At 67.5% G+C, this 625-nt stretch carries 1 protein-coding gene; it reads right to left on the bottom strand.

Annotated elements, in window-relative coordinates:
* The coding region (locus AC1D34_RS38195; RefSeq protein ID WP_476827105.1) for an ABC transporter ATP-binding protein at window positions 1-404 on the bottom strand (404 nt) is incomplete at its 3' end.
* Window positions 405-625: the final 221 nt, after the last annotated feature.

The following is a 625-nucleotide window of genomic DNA, read 5'->3' as shown; positions in this document are numbered from 1 at the left end:
CCCGAGAGCGCGGCCGGATGGCGCTGGCCGAGATGGCCGAGGCCGACGCGCTCCAGTGAGGCCTGGACCTTGGTCTTGATCACGCCTTCCGCCTGTTTGCGGGCGCGCAGGCCATAGGCGACATTGTCGAAGACGGTCTTGTCGGGAAACAGCGCATAGTCCTGGAAGACCATGCCGATATCGCGCTTATGCGGCGGCAGATGCGTCACCTCGGTACCGCCGAAGCGCAGATGCCCACGCTCGGCCGGGACGAAGCCGGCAATGGTGCGCAGCAGGGTGGTCTTGCCGCAACCGCTGGGGCCGAGCAGGGTGAAGAAGGAGCCCGGCTCGATCGTCAGTTCGAGCCCGTCGATGACGCGCTGGCCGCCATAGGCGACGGCCAGATTCTCGATCGCGATACCCATATCTCCCCCTCGGTGCTGGAACTCCGGCGGATCGGCGCCGTCTCGGAGCGGGTTGGCTCAGTGTTTCATGCTGGTCTCGACGAGCCGCAGCATCTCGCGGTGGCGCGCGGGATCGCCCGCCGCCATGATGCGCTTGCCCGTGCTCTGGGTGAGCGGCTGGCCTTCCCAGTGGGTGACGACGCCGCCGGCCCCTTCGTTGATCCGCCGGCCCCTTCGTTGAT

This window comes from Allobosea sp. P1_A7 (assembly GCF_056406775.1).
This window is presented reverse-complemented; position numbering and strand designations above follow the sequence as displayed.